At 55.1% G+C, this 5,583-nt stretch carries 5 protein-coding genes and 3 tRNA genes; all 8 read left to right on the top strand.

Annotated features, from left to right (window positions below):
- The first annotated feature begins 207 nt into the window (after positions 1 to 207).
- The gene (locus DWV43_RS10110; RefSeq protein WP_117817368.1) at positions 208 to 525 is read left to right on the top strand and encodes a hypothetical protein; all 318 of its coding nucleotides are present in this window, start codon (positions 208 to 210) and stop codon (positions 523 to 525) included.
- Positions 526 to 796: 271 nt separating this feature from the next.
- Positions 797 to 1,465: a DUF3990 domain-containing protein gene (locus DWV43_RS09740; RefSeq protein WP_117817366.1), complete on the top strand. Its 669-nt coding sequence runs from the start codon at positions 797 to 799 to the stop codon at positions 1,463 to 1,465.
- A complete protein-coding gene (locus DWV43_RS09735) occupies positions 1,446 to 2,126 on the top strand; it encodes a helix-turn-helix domain-containing protein (protein WP_117817364.1) in 681 nt (226 codons plus the stop codon). Before DWV43_RS09740 ends, DWV43_RS09735 begins: the two co-directional genes overlap by 20 nt.
- 32 nt (positions 2,127 to 2,158) lie before the next feature.
- A complete protein-coding gene (locus DWV43_RS09730) occupies positions 2,159 to 2,686 on the top strand; it encodes a Fic family protein (RefSeq protein WP_117817362.1) in 528 nt (175 codons plus the stop codon).
- Between the two features lie 240 nt (positions 2,687 to 2,926).
- Positions 2,927 to 3,001: transfer RNA gene (locus tag DWV43_RS09725), tRNA-Val, on the top strand.
- 370 nt (positions 3,002 to 3,371) lie between these two features.
- Positions 3,372 to 4,529 (top strand): hypothetical protein, encoded by a 1,158-nt coding sequence (locus tag DWV43_RS09720; RefSeq protein WP_117817360.1) that lies wholly within the window; start codon positions 3,372 to 3,374, stop codon positions 4,527 to 4,529.
- 427 nt (positions 4,530 to 4,956) lie between these two features.
- Positions 4,957 to 5,029 (top strand) — tRNA-Ala (locus DWV43_RS09715).
- Positions 5,030 to 5,227: 198 nt separating this feature from the next.
- Positions 5,228 to 5,303 (top strand) — tRNA-Ile (locus DWV43_RS09710).
- Positions 5,304 to 5,583: the final 280 nt, after the last annotated feature.

Below are 5,583 nucleotides of genomic sequence, written 5' to 3'. Positions count from 1 at the left end.
TTTCCCGGTTCGACGAACAGCCGATCGTGTCAAATGTGGTCTAACAGAGCCTTTATTAATGGGTTCAAATCGATTAAATTAATCCAATTCACAACGCACTGTACCTAAGCAGCTCTTAAAACCAATGCTCGATAGACGCGATCACGTCCCATTTACTGCCATGGCTTGAATGTCGTTTGACAGGACAGGGCTTTTGGGGCCGACAGCATGGTAGACGCAGGTTCAATGACGGCAACGCACGTTGTTGTAGAGCCCGAGGGCGCTACCGTCCCGACAGGGGAGACCGACACATCTGGCGGCGAGGTGCCGGGGGATGGCGGGTCCACTGCCGATGTTGACCCTGCTAATAGAGGGGCTGCTATGGAACAGGCGACGCACCCCACGGTGAAGCCCGCAATCGCGACAAAGACGACAACCGCGACTTCCTCATCACTTCCCAAGACCGCCGACAGCCATTGGATCGCCGTGTCCGCATTGCTGTTCGTACTGGGAACAGCAGCTCTCAAAGCTGCACACCGCTGCTGATGCTCCCGTTTTCCGGAAGTGTGGGGAAAATCAGAACCAGCCGAGCACACTGCCCTATTCTCGCAAAGAGACTGCAGGCAGAGGCGTTGGTGCGCTCCAGTGTGGGCAACAAGTCAGAATTTTGTCGCATTCTTCCGGACTCGGAGAGTCTTGGAAGCCAGTATTGAACTCAAACTCGGTTTCATGCACCCTCTTGCTCTTTGAATACAGGTATCGCTCTAGCGATAGTTTGTTATAATATCGCTAGAGCGATACCTATTAGGAGGCTCGCGTGGAACTGTGGCATGGTTCTCAGAAAATCATTAAGACTCCCCAGCTTGGCCTGGGGAAAGTCCATAACGACTATGGACAGGGATTCTATTGCACAGACAGCCTCGAACTTGCAAGGGAATGGGCATGCTCGCGTGATACCGATGGCTTTGCGAATCGCTATGAACTCGATACAGCCGATCTTAAAATTCTCGACTTGCTATCGCCGCAGTATTGCGTGCTGCATTGGATGGCGCTGCTCGTTGAGCATCGTTCATTTCGCAAAGATACCGCCATTGCCGCGGGGGCGTGTAAATATCTCCACGATCATTTTCTACCTGACACGAGCGCTTGTGACGTAATAAGGGGATGGCGCGCGGACGACTCGTACTTTAGCTATGCCAGGGCTTTTGTGAACAATACGATTACCGTCGATCAGCTTGGTCGATCTATGAGGCTCGGTAACCTGGGAGAGCAGATTGTGCTCAAAAGCGAGCGTGCGTTTAAGAGCATTCGTTTTGCTGGATTTGAACGTGCACAGCAAACTCTGTATGGCCCATTGACCAAGAAGCGAGATGTAGTGGCAAGGGCGCAGCATCGGGAGCTACTTGCCGAAAAACCGTTTGAGGGAATCCGTATCGTCGATATCATTCGAGAGGGGATGACGGGCGATGACCCACGCCTACAGTGAGATGTATCTCGAGGATGCCATGAGAACGCTGGGCGAGGCGGTCGATTTCGCCCTCTGTGACCAAGGGCTTAATCCAGCCGAGTTGACGGCGATCCTGTCGAACGCTCTTGAGATGAAACAGTTTGAGCGCGGTATGCCTCGCGTCGTCTGCGGCATGGCGGGCGACGAGCTCGCGCGCGATATTATTGCCCATGCGGGACTGGCCCCCGTCGAATGCAGGGAGACCTATCCATTCGACCGTTCGCCTCAGTATTGGGCGGGCTGGGTTTTGGCCTATGCGCAATGGATGTGCAACTTGGGCTTTAATGAGCTACTCGAAGTCGCCCCGCTCGATTGGATCATCGGCTCGTACCATCCGCTTCACGAGGCCTCCGAAGATAAATTCGCCCAGATTATTATCGAAAAATGGAACAACGCCCAGGCAGACAAAAAGGGCCTCAAAGCGGCACGAAAGGCGGCCGGCCTTACGCAAAAACAGCTCGCCGCCCAATCGGGGGTTAAGCTTCGCGCCATACAACTCTACGAGCAGAACCAGCTCGACCTACGTCGCGCCTCGGTCTCATCAGCATTGGCGCTTGCAAAAAGCCTAAGCTGCGAAATCGAAGACCTCATCTGGCAGCCGGTTGCCCTGGATACGACTCGCAGGCTATTTCGTCTGTAAAGCTATAGAGGAGTCAGACATGCCTTGGAGCTATGTTCAACAAGATGATGGCGGCTATGCAGCGGAGCGCTCATCCGTTCGCGCCGCTCGTGCTCGATGATACCGGTTCGCTCGAAGCTATGGCCGCGGCCGTGATGCACCTGCACAGCACGCTGATGACGGTCGGGCGCTGCTATACGACCGACGCCACAGGAAACCGGGCCGCGCTTGAGTTTGGACGCGTCGAGTCCGTGCTTACGGGCGCATTCTGTACGATATTCGGCCAATCGCCGGCCGATCGCTTCGCAGACATCTTTGACCAGGTCACCTACGTGGCCGAGCACATGGTCAAGGACCACATCTTTGAGGGCGGCAACAAACGCACCAGCCTTGTCTTTGCGTTGTCCGTCTTAAGGTTCGCCGGCACTCCGGTCGAGCTAATCGACAGCCCCGAGCCCAAAGACAACCAATACTACGCTTGGATCCAGGACCTCGTTTCCAGTCGCCGCACGAACAGCGAGCTAACCGTAGAGCTGCGCCGCGGTTGCGTTGCGGGCGCGGGCGACCCGTCGCACGTATAGAATCAAAGCATACGCACGCCGGTAATTGAATGGATTGGACACCGCATGGAAATCCCCAGCACCCTGTGCTGCCGCCCCGAGACCTCGTGGATCAAGCGATAAAGGGTGGTTTAGCTGCTGGTTTGTCGGCTACCCTGATTGCGGTTGCGCGGTCTACGCCCACGAATTTAAAATCGGGGGCAAAAAGTTCTTGGTAAACCACGCACTGCTATGATAGTATCTCTTTTGCCGAAAGGCGACGGGCGATTGGCTCAGGGGTAGAGCATATCCTTCACACGGATGGGGTCACAAGTTCGAATCTTGTATCGCCCACCATCTAAAGTACAGGTCAGAGGTGTTAAGCCTCTGACCTTTTTCGTTTTGACACCAAGGCTGACACCAAAAACAAATTGCAGTCGTCTAAGGCGTCATTTTTTATCGCACCCTTTTATTGACGCCATTGCCCGTTTTGTATAATACGCATGCGTATTTTCATTGAATTCCCCATGTGATCCGAGCGCAAATGTGGAGACAGGGACCAGATGCCCAGAGCGCCTTCCAGCGGATTTCTATCACACGACGGTTTTTCGGCGGAACTCGTCAAGCTTTTGGTTTGCTTTCGGTACTTACACGCATGATGCCCCGGTAGATAATCGGCCATGTCCGCAATCCGCATGGCCTACGGCCGATACCAGGGGAGGCGCAAATGGACGAAATCGTCTGCGCAAACACCGCATTCCGCTACTGGCGCTGCCCACCGCAAGTGCGCGACCTCTACCCACGCCTACCCAACTCCGAAGAAGGCTGGCGAGCCCTATCCCAAGCCCCTTTCGTAACCAACGTCCTCAAGACCCCGATCATTACCACGACAGCGCCTGGTGGCGTTAACTACCATTCGGGTTTGCGAACGACAATCCACTGCGAAGACGCTTCGGGGGTGGACGGTACGTTGGAAACCACATTGGGCTTTAGGGTAACCAACCCACTTTCGACGCTATTTACCATGGCGCGCTTTATGTCTCCATTCGATCTTGTCCTTGCCATGTACGAATTCTGCGGGTGGTTCTCCGTCTTTAAGCCCACCGCTGCGGTAGAAGCGGAACTACGGAAAGCCGATGACGCCGCCAAAGAAGCCACTACTGATCCCCTCTTTGAACTCGATGAAAGCCAAGACGAAGCACCGTGGAAACGCGTTTATGCGCGCGTAAAAGTTAAAGAATCGATAAATGCAAAGGGGCCAGACGGAAAAAAGAAAACGAAAGAGGTTATAAAGTTAAAGGGCACATCGCTTTGGATGAGAAAGCCGCTCATCGAATTACACGAGCTTCATGAGTACGCAAGGAAGATGAAAAGCCGCAAGCGGGGCGCGAAGTTCTACAACGCCGCGCAGATGGTGACGGGAATAGCAGCGTCTCCGCTCGAAGTTGCTGGCATTCTCTTGCTGTCGCTTCCGCGCTCCCGCGGCGGGGCCGGCTTTCGAAACGTCTACGTCAACGACCCTACGCCGCTGACCGCATCCGCGCAGAGTATTGCGGGGCAAAAAGTTTGCTACGGGGATATCTTGATCGTTAATCCGACCATAATGAAGGCGGGCATCGTGGAGCTTCAGGGGGAAGTTATCCATGGATCGGGTGCTGTGCTCGACCACGATGCCAAGCGTATGACGGCGCTGCAAAGCATGGGGTATGACGTCTTTCTGGTTACGCACGACATGCTTAACGATGCTGACCAGCTTGATGCGATCGTTAGAAGTCTTTGTTCACGCCTGGAATTGCGCTATAGGAACAAAACTGAGGCTCAAAAGACGGCGGAAACGGAGCTACGAGCCAACGTCATGTGCAATTGGCTGCAAATCGGTTGCTAGACGGTCGTTTTCCCGCTCGCTGGCACCCTGGATTAGCCGCTCGGGATGCCTCCGCCACGAAAGCGGGCCATCTACTACTTTTTGACCCGACCCCTCGACCACAACCCTCGTTTCGCGAAAACCGCAGGCCGTCTGCCTGCAGTTTTCGTTTTGCCATCGGCGGTGTGGTCGGGCGGGGCCGCCCAAAGGTAGTAGATGGGCGGGATTCGTGGCGGGCCTCCCCGAGGGCGGGCGCCCGGACGTAGTAGATGGCCCAGTTTCGCGGCGGGCGTCCCACGGGGCGGGCGGACTGACCCCGGATGGGCCCCGGATGGGCGGGCGGTGCCGGGGCATCGCGGTCCCCGGATGCGTGCCCGCGCCCCCGGAAAGTTTTTCCAAAAATGTCCTTGCATCGCCGTCCGAGTTCCCGTATAGTACTTCTTCGCACGGGGGCGTAGCTCAGCTGGGAGAGCGCTTGACTGGCAGTCAAGAGGTCAGGGGTTCGATCCCCCTCGTCTCCACCCGAGCATTGAATGAGGCTCCAACGCAAGTTGGGGCCTTTTTTCATATAGGCACACAAGGTCAAAGGCGGCACCATGATCCTCCTGGTCGACAAGATCGTGCGTTGAACAGGTTCCGCATGCATGGTAGTATTTCTCATCGTGGTTCAAGATAGGAGACCTGTTCAAACGGCCCCTATCGCATTCGCCACCTTACAAGGGCTCTTGGCGCAACGGTTAGCGCAGGGGACTCATAATCCCTGGGTTCTGGGTTCGAATCCCGGAGGGCCCACCACCATCTACCAGCGGTTTCTCTGAAATCTTGTCGATCAGGGAAACCGCTTTGGTTTTGGATTTTCCTTCTCGAATCCTCGTGTTTCTTCTGGCTATCCACCACTATCCGCCACAACTCAATGCATAAACAAGCATTTGGACTGTATATACAATGCGAATTTGCTATGAATCGTCCTGCTTAATCGGCGGCAGGCAGGGGGTCTCGGGCAACTTGGCTGGGCTATTCAAAAGGCTCTGTTAGACCAAGGTTGACATAAAAACGATGTCACCGCGAGGCGGTA

This window comes from Collinsella sp. AF05-9 (genome assembly GCF_003465595.1).
GTDB lineage: Bacteria > Actinomycetota > Coriobacteriia > Coriobacteriales > Coriobacteriaceae > Collinsella.
Note: the sequence above shows the minus strand (reverse complement) of the source record. Positions and strands in the feature narration are given on the sequence as shown.

What these genes read in the sequence shown, in the direction of transcription:
- DWV43_RS09735 (WP_117817364.1), top strand. Translation starts at nt 1,446, where the DNA reads ATGACCCACGCCTACAGTGAGATGTATCTCGAGGATGCCATGAGAACG.
- DWV43_RS09730 (WP_117817362.1), top strand. Translation starts at nt 2,159, where the DNA reads ATGTTCAACAAGATGATGGCGGCTATGCAGCGGAGCGCTCATCCGTTC.
- DWV43_RS09720 (WP_117817360.1), top strand. Translation starts at nt 3,372, where the DNA reads ATGGACGAAATCGTCTGCGCAAACACCGCATTCCGCTACTGGCGCTGC.
- DWV43_RS10110 (WP_117817368.1), top strand. Translation starts at nt 208, where the DNA reads ATGGTAGACGCAGGTTCAATGACGGCAACGCACGTTGTTGTAGAGCCC.